15 protein-coding genes are annotated in these 17,413 nt (G+C 74.6%); 8 read left to right on the plus strand and 7 right to left on the minus strand.

Annotated elements, in window-relative coordinates; genetic code table 11:
* Positions 1–6 precede the first annotated feature (6 nt).
* Both hemG and hemQ read left to right on the plus strand, forming a co-directional pair.
* Complete coding sequence (gene hemG, locus SNR22_RS02335; protein WP_320064682.1) at positions 7–1,434, plus strand: protoporphyrinogen oxidase; 1,428 nt, start codon at positions 7–9, stop codon at positions 1,432–1,434.
* Positions 1,431–2,132, plus strand: a complete 702-nt coding sequence (gene hemQ, locus SNR22_RS02340) for a hydrogen peroxide-dependent heme synthase (protein ID WP_320064684.1) — start codon at positions 1,431–1,433, stop codon at positions 2,130–2,132. Before hemG ends, hemQ begins: the two co-directional genes overlap by 4 nt.
* Positions 2,133–2,491: 359 nt before the next feature.
* Here the strand turns inward: hemQ and SNR22_RS02345 are convergent, their stop codons facing one another.
* From SNR22_RS02345 to msrB, 4 genes are all read right to left on the minus strand, one after another.
* Positions 2,492–3,568: a lytic polysaccharide monooxygenase gene (locus SNR22_RS02345; protein ID WP_320064686.1), complete on the minus strand. Its 1,077-nt coding sequence runs from the start codon at positions 3,566–3,568 to the stop codon at positions 2,492–2,494.
* A gap of 127 nt (positions 3,569–3,695) precedes the next feature.
* Positions 3,696–4,151, minus strand: a complete 456-nt coding sequence (locus tag SNR22_RS02350; protein WP_320064688.1) for a GNAT family N-acetyltransferase — start codon at positions 4,149–4,151, stop codon at positions 3,696–3,698.
* A gap of 45 nt (positions 4,152–4,196) precedes the next feature.
* On the minus strand, positions 4,197–4,457 hold the full coding sequence (locus SNR22_RS02355) for a Prokaryotic metallothionein (protein WP_320064689.1): 261 nt from the start codon (positions 4,455–4,457) through the stop codon (positions 4,197–4,199).
* 245 nt (positions 4,458–4,702) lie between these two features.
* Entirely contained in the window at positions 4,703–5,113 is a 411-nt protein-coding gene (gene msrB / locus SNR22_RS02365; protein ID WP_320064690.1) for a peptide-methionine (R)-S-oxide reductase MsrB, read from the minus strand.
* A 47-nt stretch (positions 5,114–5,160) separates the two neighbouring features.
* Between msrB and ligD the strand changes: the two genes are divergently transcribed.
* Complete coding sequence (ligD, locus tag SNR22_RS02370; RefSeq protein ID WP_320064692.1) at positions 5,161–6,189, plus strand: non-homologous end-joining DNA ligase; 1,029 nt, start codon at positions 5,161–5,163, stop codon at positions 6,187–6,189.
* A 139-nt stretch (positions 6,190–6,328) separates the two neighbouring features.
* Here ligD and SNR22_RS02375 read toward each other — a convergent pair whose 3' ends face one another.
* Positions 6,329–6,634, minus strand: coding sequence for a DUF6793 family protein (locus SNR22_RS02375; protein ID WP_320064694.1), 306 nt, complete (start codon positions 6,632–6,634; stop codon positions 6,329–6,331).
* Between the two features lie 159 nt (positions 6,635–6,793).
* Between SNR22_RS02375 and SNR22_RS02380 the strand changes: the two genes are divergently transcribed.
* The 4 genes from SNR22_RS02380 (at position 6,794) to SNR22_RS02395 (ending at position 14,555) form a co-directional block, all read left to right on the plus strand.
* Positions 6,794–9,982 (plus strand): FtsX-like permease family protein, encoded by a 3,189-nt coding sequence (locus SNR22_RS02380; protein ID WP_320064696.1) that lies wholly within the window; start codon positions 6,794–6,796, stop codon positions 9,980–9,982.
* Between the two features lie 112 nt (positions 9,983–10,094).
* On the plus strand, positions 10,095–12,785 hold the full coding sequence (locus tag SNR22_RS02385; RefSeq protein WP_320064698.1) for an FtsX-like permease family protein: 2,691 nt from the start codon (positions 10,095–10,097) through the stop codon (positions 12,783–12,785).
* A 1-nt stretch (position 12,786) separates the two neighbouring features.
* The gene (locus SNR22_RS02390) at positions 12,787–13,779 is read left to right on the plus strand and encodes an ABC transporter ATP-binding protein (RefSeq protein WP_320064700.1); all 993 of its coding nucleotides are present in this window, start codon (positions 12,787–12,789) and stop codon (positions 13,777–13,779) included.
* Complete coding sequence (locus SNR22_RS02395) at positions 13,776–14,555, plus strand: ABC transporter ATP-binding protein (RefSeq protein ID WP_320064702.1); 780 nt, start codon at positions 13,776–13,778, stop codon at positions 14,553–14,555. The genes SNR22_RS02390 and SNR22_RS02395 overlap by 4 nt, the downstream gene beginning before the upstream one ends.
* Positions 14,556–14,809: 254 nt before the next feature.
* Here SNR22_RS02395 and SNR22_RS02400 read toward each other — a convergent pair whose 3' ends face one another.
* Positions 14,810–15,262 (minus strand): GNAT family N-acetyltransferase, encoded by a 453-nt coding sequence (locus SNR22_RS02400; protein WP_320064703.1) that lies wholly within the window; start codon positions 15,260–15,262, stop codon positions 14,810–14,812.
* Between the two features lie 74 nt (positions 15,263–15,336).
* On the opposite strand from SNR22_RS02400, the gene SNR22_RS02405 reads away from it, so the two are divergent.
* The gene (locus tag SNR22_RS02405) at positions 15,337–15,816 is read left to right on the plus strand and encodes a potassium channel family protein (RefSeq protein WP_320064704.1); all 480 of its coding nucleotides are present in this window, start codon (positions 15,337–15,339) and stop codon (positions 15,814–15,816) included.
* 4 nt (positions 15,817–15,820) lie between these two features.
* Here SNR22_RS02405 and SNR22_RS02410 read toward each other — a convergent pair whose 3' ends face one another.
* On the minus strand, positions 15,821–17,383 hold the full coding sequence (locus SNR22_RS02410) for an alpha/beta hydrolase (protein ID WP_413775582.1): 1,563 nt from the start codon (positions 17,381–17,383) through the stop codon (positions 15,821–15,823).
* Between the last annotated feature and the right edge of the window lie 30 nt (positions 17,384–17,413).

Consider the following 17,413-nt stretch of genomic DNA (forward strand, 5'->3'; position numbering starts at 1 on the left):
GTGACCGTGCGGCAGCCGTGGCGGGTGGCGATCGTCGGGGGCGGGATCACCGGGCTGGCCGCCGCCGTCCGGCTGGCCGACCGCGCGCCCGCCGGCACCGAGATCACCGTGTACGAGCAGTCCGGCAGGCTCGGCGGCAAGCTGCGTACCGGTGAGTTGGCCGGTGGGCCGGTGGAGTTCGGCGCCGAGTCGTTCCTGATGCGGGACCCGGCCGGCGGGGAGTCGGCCGCGGTGACCCTGGTCCGCCGGCTCGGGCTGGCCGACGAGATCGTGCACCCGACCGTCGGGCAGGCCGCGCTCGCCGTCGACGGGGAGCTGCGCCCGGTGCCGGGCGGGACGCTGGTGGGCGTACCCGGGGATCTGGCGAAGGTGGCGGCGGTGGCGGAGCCGACCGCGGACGCCGACCGCGACGGCGGCCGGCCGCTGCTGGCCCCCGGCACGGACGTCTCCGTCGGGGCGCTGGTCCGCTCCCGGCTCGGCGACCAGGTGGTCGACCGGCTGGTCGACCCGATGCTCGGCGGGGTCTACGCCGGTCGGGCCGACGACCTGTCCCTGGTCACCACCATGCCGGCGCTGGCCCGCGCGGCCCGCGTGGAGCACACCCTGGTCGGCGCGGTCCGGGCGGCGCAGGCCGCCGCGCCGCGCGCCCCCGGCGCCCCCGTCTTCGGCACCCTGGCCGGTGGGCTGAGCCGGCTGGTCGAGGCCGCCGCCACGGCCAGCGGGGCGACGATCCGGCGGGACGCCGCCGTGCGGGAGCTGACCCCGACGACGGCCGGCTGGCGGCTGACCGTCGGCCCGACCCGCGCCCCGGAGCTGGTCGACGCGGACGCCGTGATCCTCGCCGTGCCGGCCCGGCCGGCCGCCCGGCTGCTCGCCGGGGTCGCCGGCCGCACCGACCTCGCCCCCGGGGTCGCCGCCACCGTCGGCGGGCTGGACTACGCCAGCGTCGCGCTGGTCACCCTGGCCCTGCCCCGCCCGGAGCTGCCGGCGCTCTCCGGGTTCCTGGTGCCGGCCACCGAGGGGCTGGTGATCAAGGCATCGACGTTCTTCACCACGAAGTGGGGGCACCTGGCCCGGCCGGACGGCCTGGCCCTGGTCCGCGCCTCGGTCGGCCGGTACGGCGAGGAGGCCACGCTTCAGGTCACCGACGACGACCTGGTGGAGAGCGTGCGCCGGGACCTGTCGACGGTGTTGCGCACGCCGCTGCCGACGCCGGTGGCCAGTCACGTGCAGCGGTGGGGCGGCGCGCTGCCGCAGTACACCCCGGGGCACCTCGACCGGGTGGCCGACGCCCGGGCGGCGCTGCGCACCGCGCACCCGGCTCTGGCTCTGGCCGGTGCCGGCTACGACGGCGTCGGCATCCCGGTCTGCATCCGCTCCGGGGAGACGGCCGCCGAAGAGATCATCACAGCACTGGGAGGATCGGCAGCATGACCGAGCAGACCAACGCGGCGCGGCTGCGGGAGCTGAACGACAGCATTCGCTACACCATGTGGTCGGTGTACCGGGCCACCAGCCCGCTGCCGTCGCTGCGTGAGAACGTCACCGGTGAGGTCGAGGCCCTCTTCGAGGAGCTGGCCGGCAAGGACGTGACGGTGCGTGGCACGTACGACGTGGCCGGCCTGCGCGCCGACGCCGACCTGATGATCTGGTGGCACTCGTCGTCCAGTGACGCGCTGCAGGACGCGTACCTGCGGTTCCGCCGGACCACGCTGGGGCGGGCGATGACCCCGGTCTGGTCGCAGCTGGCGCTGCACCGGCCCGCGGAGTTCAACAAGAGCCACGTCCCGGCGTTCCTAACCGGCGAGGAGGCCCGGGCGTACCTGTGCGTCTACCCGTTCGTCCGCTCGTACGAGTGGTACCTGCTGCCGGACGCCGAGCGGCGCGAGTTGCTGACCGAGCACGGCAAGATGGCCCGAGGGTACCCGGACGTGCGGGCCAACACGGTCGCCTCGTTCGCCCTGGGCGACTACGAGTGGATGCTCGCCTTCGAGGCCGACGAGCTGCACCGCATCGTGGACCTGATGCGCGACCTGCGGGCGTCGGGGGCCCGCCGGCACGTCCGCGAGGAGATCCCGTTCTACACCGGTCGCCGCCGCCCGATCGCCGACATCGTGACCTGCCTGGTGTGACGGTAGGAGCCGCCGCCGCCCCATCCGTGGCGCGCGCTCCCGCCCCCAAGGTGGCGAGGCGAGCACCTGCGGCAACGCGGCCCGCCCAGGGCACCGTAATCACAGGGCAACGCCGCACGGCCCGGCGCCGCGGTGCCGTAGCGCTGCACGGGCCCGCGCAGCCCCGCGGGACCCCGCAGCCATAGGACCGCCCGGAGCCGCCGGGCCGCCAAGCCCGCCAAGGCCGCGCTAATTCACGGAAAGAGTGGCCTTCTGAGCGGGGAAGGCCACTCTTTCCGTGTTTGAGTGCGATCGCGCCGGCGCGGTTCTGTCGGTCGGGTGATGCGGTCGGTCGGGTGGTCAGTGTGGGCCGTCTGTGGTCAGGCCGTCGCCGTGCAGGTCGGCGTGGGCGCGGTGTTCGTGCCGCTCGAGGAGCCGAGGAAGCCGAACATCGTCTTTCCCCCGGCGGCCAGCGCCCCGTTGTAGGCCACGTTGCGGGCGGTCACTGTGGACCCGCTGCTGGTAACGGTGGCGTTCCACGACGAGCTGACCTGCTGGCCGTTGGCGTAGGTCCAGGTCACCGTCCAGCCCTTGATGGTCGAGGAACCGGCGGTCACCTCGACCTCGCCCTGGAACCCGCCGGTCCACGAGGAGGTGACCCGGTAGGTCGCCGTGCAGCCACCCGTCGCTGGCGGAGGCGTGGTGGGGGGAGGCGTGGTGGGGGGCGGGGTGGTCGGCGGCGGGGTGGTCGGGCCGCTCCCGCCGAAGTCCACGTCGCTGCACAGGTAGTACGACTGGTCCAGGTGGCTGGCCTGCCAGATGGTGTAGACGATGTGCCGGCCGCTGCGGCCCGGCGCGTTCGCCGGCACCTGGATCGACACGCCCTGCGCCTCCGGCGTCCACTGCGATGCCGGGGTGTTGCCGATCTGGCCGGCCAGTTCCAGGTCGCTCCAGGCCAGTGGCTTGGTGAGCGCGTTGAAGCCCTGCTTCGTCACGTACACCCGGATGTAGTCGGCGCCGTGGCTGGCCTGGTCGTAGAACTTGATGCGGAAGTTGTTCGTGGCCGGCGCGGTCTTCCACGCGCCGACGGTGTCGAGCGCGTTGTACCGGCCGCTGGAGCTGTGGCCGGCGCTGCACAGTTGACCGTCCGGGATGGCGGCCTGGTGGTTGCCGGCGACGCCCTCGCGGAACAGGCCGTTCCAGTTCCACATGGCGTTCGGGTCGGCCTGCCAGGCCTGCCAGCACATCGGGTCCTGGGTGGCCATGTTCGGGTTCTGGAAGTCGGAGCCCCAGCGCTGCCAGCAGCCGTAGTTGCGGGACGCGGGGTCGACGACGGAGCCGTGGGCGGACGCGGAGTTCGCCAGGGCGGTGGTGAGCAGCAGCGTGATGATCGCGCCGACGGCGAGCAGCCAGGCTGCCGGGCGCGGGGTGGATCGTCTGCGGGCGTGGGTGGACATGGAGCCTCCTCGGGGGCGAGGTCGGACTGCGACGACACCCGGACGGCGGGAGTTGCCTCTCCCATGCCGGCTCGTGCTGATCCCGTGGTGGCTCCACTGCGGAGATTTCCACAACCATCCGCCTACGTCAATGGATAGCGCTTTCCCGGCGCATCGGGGTGTGCGGGATACCGTCCTCGACGTACTCCGGGCCGCTGACGGCGAAGCCGTGCCGGGCGTAGAAGCCGGTCAGGTGGGACTGCGCCTCCAGCACGCACGGCCGGTCGCCCACCGTGGCCAGGGCCTCGGTAATCAGCCGGCCCGCGTGCCCGCCGCCCCGGGCCGCCGGGGCCACCACAACCCGGCCGATCCGGGCCACGCCGTCGGGGTCGGCCAGGATCCGCAGGTACGCCAGGACGGCGCCGTCGTGGGCCAGCCAGAGGTGCCGGGTGCCCGGCTCGACGTCCCGGCCGTCCAGTTCCGGGTACGGACACGTCTGCTCCACCACGAACACGTCGATCCGGAGTCTCAGCAGGTCGTGGAAAGTGCGAGCGTCCAGTTCGGCGAACGAGGCGATCCGGGCCTCGACGGTCTGCTGCGGCATTCGCCGATGGTAGGTCGCCCGGCGCGGAGGTGGGGAGGAGCCCCGTCAACGCGGGCGGGCACCGACGGCGTCGCGGATTTCCGCGCCCCGGTTGCCCTCCGTCGCGCGGGCGCAGTGGGCGCAGCAGAAGAAGCGCCCGGAGACCTCGACCCCGTGACCGATGATCTTGACCTGGCAGTGCTCGCAGATCGGCGCCAGCTTGTGCGCCGCGCATTCGAAGCAGTCGAAGGTGTGCACGTCACCGCTGACCGTGCGCACCTCGAACGCCATCCAGTAGTCGTTGCCGCAGACCTCGCACGCCGCCATGGTCGAACCCCCGATAAAAAAGGACAGGTGTCCCGCCCAGCGTGCGCCAGCGATCCGGCCCGGACGCCCCGAACGGCGGAATCCGCCCCCCACCGTCGGCGTGTCGTGGCCGGTGTGTCGGGCGTTGTGCCTGGTGGAGACCCCACCACCCGGAGGAGACGTGATCAAGCGCAGCAAGCTCTTCGGCAACCAGCCCCGGGTCACCTTCTGCCTGCCCCGAGAGGCGCCGGCGGCGTGCGGGGTCGTCAGCCTTGCTCCGGCTCCAGCCGGATGGAGACCGAGTTGACGCAGTGTCGGGTGTCCTTCGGGGTGTATCGCTCGCCCCGGAAGACGTGACCGAGGTGGCTGTCGCAGCGCGCGCAGCGGATCTCTGTGCGTCGCATGCCGAGGGTGTCGTCCTCGATCTCCTTCACCGCGCCCGGGATGGCGTCGTCGAAGCTCGGCCAGCCGCAGTGCGAGTCGAACTTCGTACCGCTGGGATAGAGCTGCGCCCCGCAGGCGCGGCAGTGGTAGACGCCGGGGGTCTTCGTGTCCACGTACTCGCCGGTCCACGGGCGCTCGGTGCCGGCCTCCCGCAGCACCCGGAACTCCTCCGGGCTCAGTCGGACCCGCCACTCTTCCTCGGTTCGGGGCAGCTCATTCTCGTCAAGACTCACCCCGCAACCGTACGTCGGGTGTCGGTGCCCTGGCATATGGTCTCGAGATGGCAGGCACCACGAAAGCAGCGGCCGCCGAGATCGAGGTGGCCGGGCACCCGGTTCGACTGACCAGCCCGGACCGGGTGGTCTTTCCGGAGCGGGGCTTCACCAAGGCGCACGTTTTCGGCTACTACCTCGCCGTGGGCGATGCCGTCCTGCGCGCCCTGCGGGACCGCCCCACCACCCTGCAACGCTTCCCCGACGGCATCGAGGGGGAGATGTTCTTCCAGAAGCGGGTGCCCTCCCGGGGCGTGCCGCCGTGGGTGCGCACCGCCCGGATCAGCTTCCCCAGCGGCCGGACGGCCGACGAGCTCTGCCCGGCCGACCTCGCCCACGTCGCCTGGGCCGCCCAGATGGGCACCGTCGTGTTCCACCCGTGGCCGGTCCGCGCCGACCACCTCGACCACCCCGACGAGCTGCGGATCGACCTCGACCCGCAGCCGGGCACCGACTTCGTCGACGCGGCGGCCGCCGCCGCCGAGGTGCGGGCCCTGCTCGACGAGCTGGGCGCGACCGGCTGGCCGAAGACCTCCGGTGGCCGGGGAGTGCACGTCTATCTGCGCATCGCGCCCCGGTGGACGTTCACCGAGGTGCGCCGGGCCACCATCGCGCTGGCCCGGGAGCTGGAGCGCCGCCGCCCGGACCTGCTGACCACCGCCTGGTGGAAGGAGCAGCGGGGCGAGCGAGTCTTCGTCGACTACAACCAGATGGCCCGGGACCGCACGATCGCCTGCGCGTACTCGCTGCGGGCCAACGCGCGGGCCACCGTCTCCACCCCGGTCACCTGGGACGAGCTGCCCGACGTGGACCCGGACGAGTTCCACCTTGGCAGCGTCCCGGCCCGGCTCGCCGAGCGGGGTGATCCGCACGCCGGCATCGACGACGCCCCGTGGGACATCACCCCGCTGCTGGAGTGGGCCGACCGGGACGCCGCCGCGGGCGCGGGCGACCTGCCGTACCCGCCGGACCACCCCAAGATGCCGGGCGAGCCGAAGCGCGTCCAGCCGTCCAAGGACCGAGACCGCCCGCGCTGACCCCCGCCGAGTCCATACCGTGCGACCGCGTGGACGCCCTGACAGGCCGCCGGCCACGCCGCCCGGTCGCCTCGTCGTTACGCCGCCCGGTCGCCCTCGTCGTCGCTCCGGTCGGCAGTGTCGAGGATCGGTTCCCGGTTCAGCGGCCGGGCCCCATCATCGCCTCCACGGCCTCCTTGGCGGTACGCAGATCCACGCCCGTCGCCTGCCGGTACGCCTTGATCGCCTTGATCTTGTCGCCCCGGGCCAGGTGCTCGCGGACCCCGGGCGCAGCCGGCCGCTCGTCCACCACCCCGAGGTGGTTCATCACGAGCTGAAGGCGACGCTCGATCTCGGCCAGCCGGTGCGCCGTGCCCCGGCCCGTCCGGCCGGTCGAGGACTGGGCGGCCAGCAGTAGCACCACGGCGATCATCAATACGGTGACGACGATTTCCATGACCGCCATCCAAGCAGGTCGGTGCCCGCCCGGGGAGTCCCGCCGCCGGCGACGGCCGGCCACCGATCGGGCCGGATTGCATAACGGTCGGGTAACGGGCGCGAACCTTTCCGTACCCGCAGTCGCTCTTGTCGTCATCGGCCCGTGGGGCCCGGGGGAGGCGGCGCAATGGTGATGGTGTGGAGGCGGGCCCGGGAGGCCCGGGGGCTGCTGCTCGCCGCGGTGGTGGCGGCCCTGGTGGCGATCGCCCTCGTCACCGGGCTGGCCGACTACAACCGGCGGGCCGTCGACGCGGGGCAGTCGGCGGTGCTCGCCGCGTCCCCCGCGCAGGAGCGCAGCCTGCTGGTCAGCGGCTCCGGTGGCGCCGACCGGGCCGCCTTCGCCGACCGGGACCGGGCCGTGCGGGACCGCTTCGCCGACGGGCTCGGCGGGGCACCCGTGCAGGTGCGCGGGGCCCGCTACGGCACCGGGCGCGAGCTGACCGGCGACATCGGCCCCGCCCGGGCCGACGACGAGCCGGTCTTCGCCGAGCTGGCCACCCTGGAGGACCTGCCCGGCCACGCCGACCTGGTGACCGGGCGGCAGCCCGAGCGTGGCGCCGAACCTGCGCAGGTGCTCCTGCCGGAACGGGTCGCCGGCCTGCTCGGCCTGACCGTCGGCGAGCGGGTGCCGCTGCGGGACCGGGCCGGCGAACGGACCAGCCAGGTGCAGGTGGTCGGGCTCTTCCGGCCCCGGGACCCCGCCGGGTCGTACTGGCGGCTCGCGCCGGGTGCCACCGCCGCCGACTCCGCCACGTCGTACGGGCCGTTCCTGCTCGACCCCGCCGACTTCGACCGGACCTTCCCCGGGTCCACGTCGGCCTCCTGGCTGATCGAACCGGACCTGGCTGCCGTCGAGCCGAGCCGGCTGGACGCGGTGAAGCGGGCGCTCGCCACCGAGGTCGCCGAGCTGCCCGAGGCCACCGGGCTCGGCTCGTCCGCGCAGAGCGTCACCACGATGGACCGGCTGGTCGACCGGCTCGGCCGCGCCGACCTGGTGGGGCGCTCCTCGCTGTTCACCCCGCTGCTGCTCATCCTGGTCCTCGGCGGGTACGCGCTGGTGCTGGTGGCCGCGCTGCTCAACGAGGACCGCCGGGCGCAGACGGCGCTGCTGCGCGCCCGAGGCGCGGCCCGGCGGCAGATCGCCGGCCTGGCGGCGCGGGAGGCGACCCTGGTGGCTCTCCCGGCGGCGCTGCTCGGGCCGCCGCTCGCCGCCGAGGCCCTGCGTCAGCTCGGCCGCGGCCAGGGGTGGGCCGAGCAGTCGACCGGCGGCGGCGCGCTCACCTGGGCGGTCGCCGCCGCCACGGCGGCCGGCTGTGTGGTGGCCATGGTGCTGCCTGCGATGCGGCGGGCCGGCATGTACGTGGCCGACCTGGCCGCCCGGTCCCGACCGAGCCGGGCCGCCACCGCCCAGCGGGCCGGCGCCGACCTGGCCCTGGTCGGTCTGGCCGTGCTCGCCTGGACCCAGCTGAGGCAGTACTCCTCCCCGCTGGTCGGCGCGGCCGGCCGGTTGGGCATCGACCCGCTGCTGGTGGCGGCGCCGACGCTGGGCGTGCTCGCCGGCGCGGTGGTCGCGCTGCGCCTGCTCCCGCCGGCCACCCGGTTCGCCGAGCGGTTCGTCGACCGTAGGCCCTGGAACGCCATCATGTTGGGCATGTGGCAGGCCGGCCGCCGCCCGCACGCCGGCCCCGTGCTGCTGCTCGCGCTCGCCGTGGGCGGCAGCACCCTGGCCTGGTCGCTGGTGACCACGGGGGAACGGTCACACGTCGACCAGGCCGACCACCTCGTCGGCGCGGACCTACGGCTGGTCGAGCGCTCCGGGGCGGCACCGGCCGACCGGTCGGGCCGGTTGGCCGCCACGCCCGGGATCGAGCGGGCGCTGCCCGCCTGGCACGACGACATCCGGGTGGGTCGTGATGACCTGCCGGTGAACGTGCTGAGCATCGACGCGGCGGCGGCGCCGGACGTGGTCCGGCTCCACGACCGTCTTCTCGACGAGCCGGCCCGGGCCCTCTTCGACCGCCAGGTACGCGGTCGGGCCGCGCCCGCCGGCGTCGAACTGCCCGCCGGCACCCGACGGCTCACCGGCACCGTCCGCACCCCGGTGACCGAGCCGGTGCGCCCGCATCCGATCACGGTCTTCGTGCTGCTCACCACCGCCGACGGCGGGGCCTGGAGGCTGCCGTTGGCGACCGGGGGCAGCGACGGTCGGGCGGTCCCCGCTGCGGTGGACCTGCCCGACACCGGTAACCGGGCCTACCGGCTGGCCGGCTTCGAGGCCACCGGCGGCCGGGCCGCGGGCCTCGACTACCGGCTGGAGGTGACCGGACTGCGCGCGGTCGACGCCGCCGGCACGACGAGCCCGGTACGGCTCACCGGAGACTGGGCGACCCTGACGGAGGTCCCGGAGCAGGCGGAGCCGGCCCGAGTCGACGACGACGGCGGGCTCCGCGCGGGCCGAATGGTCAGGATCGTCCTGGGTGGCAGCTTCGCGTCGCAGCCCTCCAGCCGCTTCGCCGTCGTGCCGGCCGGTGCCAACCCGCCGGTGCCGGCGTTGATCACCCCGCAGGTGGCCCGGGCGCTGAGCGTCGGCCCGGGCGACACGCTGGACGTCAGCCTCGCCGGAGTGACACTGCCGGTCCGGGTGGTGGGCGAGGTTGAGGCGGTGCCGGCCACCGGGTCGGCCGCCGGCATGCTGCTGGACCTGCCAGCCGCGGTCGACTGGCTGGTCCGTGCCAAGGGGGTGATCCGGCCGGTCCCGCAGTGGTTGGTGCGTACCGACCCCGACGGGTCGACCGCGGCGGCACGGGCGGTCGCGGAGCTGCCCGGGGTGACGGTGCTGGACCGGCGGGCGGCGGCGGTGGAGGCTGACCGTGACCCGTACTGGCTGGGCACCCGCACCGGCCTGCTCGCGGCGGCGGTGGGCTCCGTCCTGCTCGCCCTGGTCGGGCTGGGCGTGGACGTCTGGGCCACCGCGCGCCGGCGGATCGGCGAGCTGGCCGTGCTGCACACCCTCGGCGCCACGCCACGGCTGCTGGCCCGTGCCCTGCTCGCCGAGCAGACCTTCCTGGCCGGGATCGGCGTCGGCGTCGGGCTGCTGGTCGGTGCCGTGGTGGCCGCGACCATGGCCCCACTCGTGGTACTCACCCGCGCGGCGGACCGGCCGGTGCCGGAGGCGGCCTTCGCTCTGCCCTGGTTGCCGGTCGCCGGCACCGCCCTCGGCCTGTTACTGGCGGCGCTCGCATTCAGCACCGCGATCGCCACCGGCATCCGGCAGCGGGCGGCGGCGGCCCAACTGCGGATGGGCGGGGACCAGTGAGCGGCGGCGCGGGCGCGGGCGCGGGCCGGTGGAGAACAGCGAGCGGCGGCGCGGCCGCAGATCGGGGGAGAGCAGTGGGTGCAGTGACCGTGCGTCCCGGGGCGGGCGGGCGATGACCGGGGCCGCCCGTCGGGTGCGGGCCTTCGGCGGGCAGTTCCTGCTGCTCGGGGCGCTCGCCCTGGTCGCCGTGCTGCTGGTGACCGGGGTCCCGCGCGTCGCCGACCGGCTCACCCAGCAGGGGCTGCGGGAGTACGTCGGCGGCCGGCCGGCCGTCGAGCGGGACCTGACCTTCGACACCGTCGAGGGGCTGGTCGACCAGAGCCGCGGCCCGGCCACCACGACGCGGGCCCGCGACCTCGACGTGCTCCAGGCGAGGATGCCCGCCAAGGTCCGCGACGCCGTGGAGAGCCGGTGGTACGTTGCGGACACCGCGCTCGGCAGGCTGACCGGGGCGGACCTGGCCGCGAAGAACCTCCTCGTCGTCTCCCGGCTGCGCGCGATGTCCGGCATCAAGGAGGCGGCCACCCTCATCGAGGGCCGTTGGCCGGTGAAGCCCACCGCCAAGGGGCAGCCGATCGAGGTCGTGTTGGCCGCCGACTCGGCGCGGAAGCTGAACCTGCGCGCCGGCAGCCGCCTGAACTGGGCCGACGGTGGGGGGACCACACGGCTGCCGGTGCTCGTGGTCGGCGTCTTCCAACCGGCACGGGCCACGGACGGGATCTGGGACACGCTGCCGCCGGTCCTGCGGGTGACCGAGCCGGTCGGCGACGCCGAGCCGTACGAGATGGTGGCGGTGACCAGCGACGGCGGCCTGGACGCGGCGGTCGGAGCCGGCGTGCTGGCCCGGTTCTCCTGGCGGTACCGGCTGACCGGCGACGGTATGGCGGTCGCCGATCTGCGCCAGGTCATCGACGGCCTGCGGCTGTTGGTCCGCGAACATCAGGGGAACCTGAGCGTGACCCAGGCCGTGGACATCCCGTTGCAGCAGTTCCTCGACGCGGTCTCGGCCGCCCGGACGTTGCTTGCCGTGATCGCCGCCGGGGTGTTCGCCACTCTGGCCGGGCTGATGGGGCTCGCCGCCCGACTCGCGGCCCGCCGCCGGGAGAGCGAGTTCAGCCTGCTGGTCGCCCGTGGCGGCGCAGCGACCAGCGCCGCGCAACGCAGCCTCGCCGAGTCGGTGCTGGTCGTCCCGCCGGCGGCGGCGCTGGGCTGGTTGCTCGGCCGGCTGCTGCCCGGCGTCGGCGGCGGAACGGACTGGCTCGCCCTGGCCACGGCGGTGCTGGCGACCCTGGCCCTGCCGTCGGCCGCGCTGGCCGTCTCCGCTGTCCCGGTCGGCCGGCGGGACCTGCTGCGGGTCCGCGCCGGTGGCCGTCGGCTGACCCTCGAACTTCTCGTGGTGGCGCTGGCGGTGCTGGCCACAGTCCTGCTGCGCCGCCGAGGGCTGAGCCCGGGGTCGGTCGATCCGCTGCTGGTGTCGGTCCCGGTGCTACTGGCCGTCGCTGCGGCGGTGCTCGCGCTGCGGCTCTACCCGTGGCCGCTGCGGCTGCTGGGCCGGGTCGCAGCCCGGATGCGGGGCAGCGTCACGTTCCTCGGCGCCGCCCGGGCGAGCCGGGCAGCGGCGACCGGACCGGTCGTCGTGGTGGTGGTGGCGATCGCGACGGCGGCGTTCTGCGCCGTCGTGGCCGCCGGCATCGAGACCGGTCGGGACCGCACGGCCAGCACGGCCGTGCCGGGGTCCGCGCTGGTCGACGGCGAGCGGCTCGCCCCGGAGACCGGCGCCGCCCTCCGGGGGCTGCCCGGCGTCCGGCGGGCGACCCCGATCCTGCGGGACACCGCGCTGCGGATCGCCCACCCACGCGGCGCCGACGCCGGGATTTCCTCCGTGTCCGTGCTGCTGGTCGACGGGCCGGGGCTCGCCGAGACGGCCAAGGACGCCGGTCTGGCGGTCTCCGTGCCGTCGCAGCTGCGGGGCGGCCCCGTGCCCGGGCCGGTGCCGGCGCTCGTCTCCCCGGCGCTCGCCGCCGACCTGGCACGCAAGGGCCTCGACGAGTCTGCCCTGGTGACCGTGCAGGGGCGTGGCTACGCGTTCCGGGTGGCCGGCACGGCTGACGGCTTCCCGCTCGTCCCGCCGACCACCGACCGGTTCGTGGTGCTGCCCTGGCAGGCCCTGCCCGACGCCGGACCGACCGGCCCGGTCCCGACGGCCTTCCTGGTCTCCGGCGACGGGTTCGACGTGGCTGAGCTGCGGCAGGCGGGCATCGAGGGTCAGCATCGCTATCAGACCGGCGGCAGCATCGTCGCGGGGGAACGCTCACGCGGGGCCGAGGTGACCACCTGGCGGGGGGCCCGCGACTCCCTTGGCGGCGGGGGCGCGAACGGCCTGCTGGTCTTCGGCTTCGTTGCCGGTGCGGCCGGCGGGGCCGCCCTCGGCTTGCTGGCGATCGCCTTCGCGGTGCTCGCCGGTGCGCGGGCCCGGGGGCAGGTGTTGTCCCGGCTGCGCACCCTCGGGCTGTCCCGCCGCCAGTGGCGCGGGCTGCTGCTGGTCGAGCTGGCGCCCCTGGTCGCCGTCGCGCTGCTCACCGGCGCGGTGACGGGCGCGCTGCTGCCCCTGCTGCTCAACCCTGCGCTCGGGCTGGCCGCGTTCACCGGCGGTACGCCGGTGCAGGTCGCGTTCTCGCCCGGGCTGGTCGGGGCCGTGATCGCGGTGGGCGCGGTGGCGCTGGCCCTCGCGGTGACCGTGGAGACGCTGAACAACCGCCGGCTGCGCCTCGGTGAGGTGCTCCGGCTTGGAGAGGAGAGCTGAGATGACAGCCACCGTGGAGGCGTCCGCCGTACCGGACCTGGCCGCCCTTCAGCGGCGGGCCGCGCAGCGCGCGGCCGAGCGGGCCGGCGGGCAGGACCGGCTGCGTGGGCACATCGTCTGCGACGGCCTGGTGCGGATCTTCAAGACCGACGGGGTCGAGGTGGTCGCGTTGCAGGGCCTCGACCTGGTCATCGACCGGGGCGAGATGGTCGCGATCGTCGGGGCGTCCGGGTCGGGCAAGTCGACCCTGCTGAACATCCTCTCCGGCCTGGACACCCCCACCGCCGGCATCGCCCGGGTCGCCGAGTACGACCTGCTCGCCCTCTCCGCCCGCCGCCGGCTCAGCTACCGGCGGGAGATGGCCGGCTTCGTCTGGCAGCAGACCGGGCGCAACCTGCTGCCGTACCTGACCGCCCTGGAGAACGTCGAGCTGCCGATGCGGCTGGCCGGGCGGCGCGGGCGGCGGGCCCGCCGGAGCCGGGCCGGGGAACTGCTCGGCCTGATCGGCGTGGGCCATCTCGCCGATCGGCGGCCGGGGCAGCTCAGCGGCGGGGAGCAGCAGCGCTGCGCGATCGCGGTGGCGGTGGCCAACGACCCGGAGGTGCTCTTCGCCGACGAGCCGACCGGCGAACTGGACGAGGCCACCGGTGCCGAGGTCTTCGCCGCGCTGCGGCAGATCAACGCGGAGCTGGGGGTGACCGTCGTGGTGGTCACCCACGACCAGGCCGTGGCCACCCAGGTCCGCCGGACCGTCGCGATCCGCGACGGCCGGACCGCCTCCGAGGTACACCGCACCGCCCGGATCGGCGCGGACGGCAACACCGAACTGGTCAGCGAGGAGTACGCCGTGCTCGACCGCGCCGGCCGAATGCAGCTGCCGACGTCCTTCGTGGACGCGCTGGCCCTGCGCGACCGGGTCCGACTCAACCTGGAACCCGACCACGTCGAGGTGCGGTCGGGCGACCGGCCCGACGCCGAACGGAGTGAGGCATGACCGAGCAGCAGCCCGCACGTCCGACGGCTGTCGCCGCCACGGCTGTCGCCGCCACCGCTGTCGCCGCCTTCGACGAGGTGGTGCGGGTGGACGGGGTGAGCCGTACCTTCGGCCGAGGCGACCGCGCCGTACACGCCGTCCGGAACGTCTCGTTCACCGCCGGCCGGGGCGAGCTGGTCACCGTACGGGGGAGGTCGGGCGCGGGCAAGACCACCCTGCTGAACCTGGTCGGCGGCCTGGACCGGCCGGACTCCGGGCAGGTGCGGGTGGCCGGGCACGACCTTGTCGCGGCGGGCGAGCGGGAGCTGCTGCGGCTGCGCCGGGGGACCGTCGGGTTCGTCTTCCAGACCTTCGGGCTGATCCCGATCCTCTCCGCCGCCGAGAACGTCGGGGTGCCACTGCGGCTGGCGAAGGTGCCCGCCGCCGAGCGGGAGGAGCGGGTGACGATGCTGCTGGAGCTGGTCGGGCTGGGTGGGCACGCCGCGCAGCGGCCGTACGAACTCTCCGGCGGGCAGCAGCAGCGGGTGGCCCTGGCCCGGGCCCTGGCCAACGAGCCGGACCTGCTCATCGCCGACGAGCCCACCGGCCAGCTCGACTCGGAGACCGGCCGGTCGATCATGGACTTGCTGCGGGCGGTGGTGCACGCCCGCGGGATGACCGCGCTGGTCGCCACTCACGATCCGGCCCTGATCGAGCTGGCCGACCGCACCCTGACCCTCCGCGACGGCCACCTAACCCCCACCCCCACCCCCACCCCTACCCCCACCTCCCCCTAACCACCGCCCCGCCCCGCCCCACCCCGCCCGCCCGCTCCCGCCCCACCCCACCCCGCCCCACCCCGCCCCCGCCCCACCCCGCCCCCGCCCCACCCCACCCCACCCCACCCCGCCCCACCCCGCCCCACCCCCGCGATCTTGCACTTGGGGCCCCTCGAATGGGCGTTTCACGACTTTTGCCGGGGCCGTTACTGCAAGATCGTGGGGCGTGGGGCGTGGGGCGCGGGGCGTGGGGGGCGTGGGGTGGGGTGGGGTTAGAGGGTTAGTTTTATGGCCTCGTGGCTCGCGGTGAAGCCGAGGTCGCGGTAGAAGCGGTGCGCGTCCGTGCGGGTCTTGTCCGTGGTGAGCTGCACCAGGGCGCAGCCGTGCCGCGCGGCCTCGTCGATCGCCCAGCGCATCATCGTCCGCCCGAGCCCCTGCCCGCGGCGGTCCGAGCGCACCCGCACCGACTCGATGAGCGAGCGTTCGGCGCCGTGCCGGCCGAGCCCCGGGACGTAGGTGATCTGCATGCAGCCCACGACAACCCCGTCCTCGTCGGCCACCACGAGGTGGTTGCGGGGGTCGGCGGAGATCTCCGCGAAGGCCTTCTCGTACGCCTCGTCGACCTCGGTGCAGTCGCGGGCCCGGCCCAGCACGTCGTCGGCCAGCAGGGCGATGACGGCCGGCAGGTCCGCCCGGACCGCCTCCCGGAAGATCACGGTACGCATGGGGTCAGCCTGGCACAGCGACGTCGAGGGCGACGTTCCGGCGGCGGCTTGCCGGCACCGGGCAGCATGATGCCATGGACGTCCTGCTGCTGCCGTTCCGCTGGATCTACCGGGGTCTGGTCTGGTTCGCCAACTCCCCTCGGACGCTGATCACGTCGTACCTGTTGATGATCGTGGTGGCCGGGGTCATCTACAGCCAGGTGGAGCGAAAGAGCGCCGCCGACTCGGTGTGGTGGGCGGTGGTGACCGCCTCCACCGTCGGCTACGGCGACATCTCCCCGACCACGGCGGCCGGGCGCACCCTCGCGGCGCTGCTCATCTCGACCATGGTGCTGCTGGTCATCCCGCTGATCACCGCGCACTTCGCCAGCCAGTTGATCGTGGACGACGACGCGTTCGAGCACGAGGAACAGGAGGCGCTGAAGGCCGACGTGCGGCGGATGCGGGCACTGCTGGAGGAGTTGGCGACCCGCCAGGGGATCGTCCTGCCGGTCGAGCCGTCCCCACCTGCCTCGCCGCCGTCCGGGAAGCGCCGACGCCGCCGAGGCAGGTGAACCGTCACCGGGCCGGGCAGCGCAGCCCCTCCCGCGGCACGGTCAGCGAGATCAGGTACGCGTCGACCGCGTCTGTCACACAGGTTGTCTGCGGGTACGCGGTGTGCCCCTCGCCCTCCCAGGTCAGCACCCGGCCAACGCCCAGCATCGAGGCCAGCTTCGCGGTCTGCTCGTAGGGCGTCGCCGGGTCGCCGGTGGTGCCCACGACCACGATCGGCGGCGCGCCGACGGCCTTGCCCGTCGGGTACGGGTCCCGCCCGCCCGGCCACTCGACGCAGCCGAGCATGCCCACTGCCAGCGCCGGGCCGAACAGCGGGTACGTCGACCGCCACTGCGACTGGAGCTGACGGACCCGTTGCACGGTCGGCTTCTCCGTCTCGTCGGTGCAGTTGATCGCGAGGTTGGCGTCGAAGAGGTTCGAGTATCGCCCGTTGTCCTCCCGGCCCGCGTACGCGTCGGCCAGCTCGAACACCTCACCCGGGTGGCCTCCGTCCAGCCGGTCGATCGCCTTGGCCAGCTCCTGCCAGCCCGACTCCGTGTAGAGCGAGGAGATGACCGCGTAGAAGATCCAGCCCGAGGTGGCCTCCCGGCCGTCCGCCGCCTTCACGGGGGAGACCTTGGCCTTGTCGATCGCCGAGATCACCGCAGCCCGAGCGTCCGGGGCCAGCGGGCAGCGCCCGGCGTTGGCCGCGCACCACCGGGTGAAGCTGTCGAACGCCCGCTCGAAGCCCTTCGCCTGGCTCTCCGAACCGGCCACCAGGTCCTGCGTCGGGTCCACCGCGCCGTCGAGCACCAGGGCCCGGACCCGAGACGGGTAGAGCTGGGCGTAGGTGGCGCCGAGCAGGGTGCCGTAGGAGTAGCCGAGGTAGGTCAGCTTCTCGTCGCCGACCGCCGCGCGAATCGCGTCCATGTCGCGGGCGGCCTGCTCGGTGCCGTAGAGGGGGAGCTGGTCGCCGTACTTGTCGCCGCAGCCGCGCCCGATCCGCTGATTCAGGGCGACGAAGCCGTCGAAGGACGCCTGGGACTGCGGGTCGGGGTCGTAGCCGAAGCTGGCGTCCAGGTCGGCGTCGGGGATGCACCTCACCGGGCTGGATCGGGCCACCCCGCGCGGGTCGAACCCGAGGATGTCGAACCGCTCGGTGACTGCCGAGGGCAGCCCCCCGAACGCCGGACCGAAGGAGAGGTAGACGGCGGTGTCCACCCCGGAGCCGCCCGGGCCGCCCGGGTTGATCACCAGCGAGCCGATCCGATCCCGCTGCTTGGTCGAGCGGGCTCGCAGCAGGGCGATCTCGAAGGTCTCCCCGGCGCCCGGGCCGGCCGTGGCACCGGTGCCGGAACCCCAGTTGCGGGGCACGGCGATCCGCGTGCACTCGTACCGCATGTCCGGCGCGCCCCGGCCCACCAGCTCGTCGGCCACCTCCGGGCAGGCCCGCCAGGTCGGCGCTGTGCCCGGCGGCGCGGCCTTGCCCTCGGCGTCGGTGCGCGGCGCGAACGCCGGCATCGTGCAGCCGGCGGCGACCACCGCCGCCGAGAGGAGCCCGGCGAGGGTCAGCCGGACCCGGCGAATCCGGTCGGAAAAGAGGGTCACCGATGCGCC

Source organism: Micromonospora sp. RTGN7, assembly GCF_033804645.1.
Lineage (GTDB): Bacteria > Actinomycetota > Actinomycetes > Mycobacteriales > Micromonosporaceae > Micromonospora.

What these genes read in the sequence shown, in the direction of transcription:
- hemQ (WP_320064684.1), top strand. Translation starts at nt 1,431, where the DNA reads ATGACCGAGCAGACCAACGCGGCGCGGCTGCGGGAGCTGAACGACAGC.
- SNR22_RS02345 (WP_320064686.1), bottom strand. Translation starts at nt 3,568, where the DNA reads ATGTCCACCCACGCCCGCAGACGATCCACCCCGCGCCCGGCAGCCTGG.
- SNR22_RS02350 (WP_320064688.1), bottom strand. Translation starts at nt 4,151, where the DNA reads ATGCCGCAGCAGACCGTCGAGGCCCGGATCGCCTCGTTCGCCGAACTG.
- SNR22_RS02355 (WP_320064689.1), bottom strand. Translation starts at nt 4,457, where the DNA reads ATGGCGGCGTGCGAGGTCTGCGGCAACGACTACTGGATGGCGTTCGAG.
- ligD (WP_320064692.1), top strand. Translation starts at nt 5,161, where the DNA reads ATGGCAGGCACCACGAAAGCAGCGGCCGCCGAGATCGAGGTGGCCGGG.
- SNR22_RS02375 (WP_320064694.1), bottom strand. Translation starts at nt 6,634, where the DNA reads ATGGCGGTCATGGAAATCGTCGTCACCGTATTGATGATCGCCGTGGTG.
- SNR22_RS02380 (WP_320064696.1), top strand. Translation starts at nt 6,794, where the DNA reads ATGGTGATGGTGTGGAGGCGGGCCCGGGAGGCCCGGGGGCTGCTGCTC.
- SNR22_RS02385 (WP_320064698.1), top strand. Translation starts at nt 10,095, where the DNA reads ATGACCGGGGCCGCCCGTCGGGTGCGGGCCTTCGGCGGGCAGTTCCTG.
- SNR22_RS02390 (WP_320064700.1), top strand. Translation starts at nt 12,787, where the DNA reads ATGACAGCCACCGTGGAGGCGTCCGCCGTACCGGACCTGGCCGCCCTT.
- SNR22_RS02395 (WP_320064702.1), top strand. Translation starts at nt 13,776, where the DNA reads ATGACCGAGCAGCAGCCCGCACGTCCGACGGCTGTCGCCGCCACGGCT.
- SNR22_RS02400 (WP_320064703.1), bottom strand. Translation starts at nt 15,262, where the DNA reads ATGCGTACCGTGATCTTCCGGGAGGCGGTCCGGGCGGACCTGCCGGCC.
- SNR22_RS02405 (WP_320064704.1), top strand. Translation starts at nt 15,337, where the DNA reads ATGGACGTCCTGCTGCTGCCGTTCCGCTGGATCTACCGGGGTCTGGTC.